Origin of the sequence: Endozoicomonas atrinae, from assembly GCF_001647025.1 — a bacterium.
GTDB lineage: Bacteria > Pseudomonadota > Gammaproteobacteria > Pseudomonadales > Endozoicomonadaceae > Endozoicomonas > Endozoicomonas atrinae.
The window spans coordinates 1-329 of sequence record NZ_LUKQ02000840.1; the positions used below are offsets into that span (position 1 = coordinate 1).

Sequence of the window (329 nt, forward strand, 5' to 3'; positions counted from 1 at the left end):
CTCATCCAGGAACGGAACGATGAGATGGAACGGGCGCTGATGGCCGAAGCACTGGAACGCGCCAACGAAGCCGCTATGAAAATGAAGCGGTTGATCAAGGACTACCTGATCAATGCCAACGCGCTCACCGAAATCAAAAAGATGGTGAAGGAGCAAGTCACCCTTGGCACTGGCTGTATCAAGGTGGCCACGCTGAATATCCGCAACCATGAGAAGTGGGAGAGCGAGGGTGATGAGTGGAAACTGATCGAGCGCCAGAGCATTGAGCCGGATATTGAATGGGCCAGTGTCTTTGATCTGTTTCCCGATCCCTATTCCCACGATCCCGG

Annotated in this window: 1 protein-coding gene; it reads left to right on the top strand. The window is 53.8% G+C overall.

Features of this window, described 5'->3' with window-relative positions:
• Positions 1-329, top strand: a 329-nt coding sequence (locus AK963_RS34595) for a hypothetical protein (RefSeq protein ID WP_175404818.1), incomplete at both ends; no start/stop codon positions are given.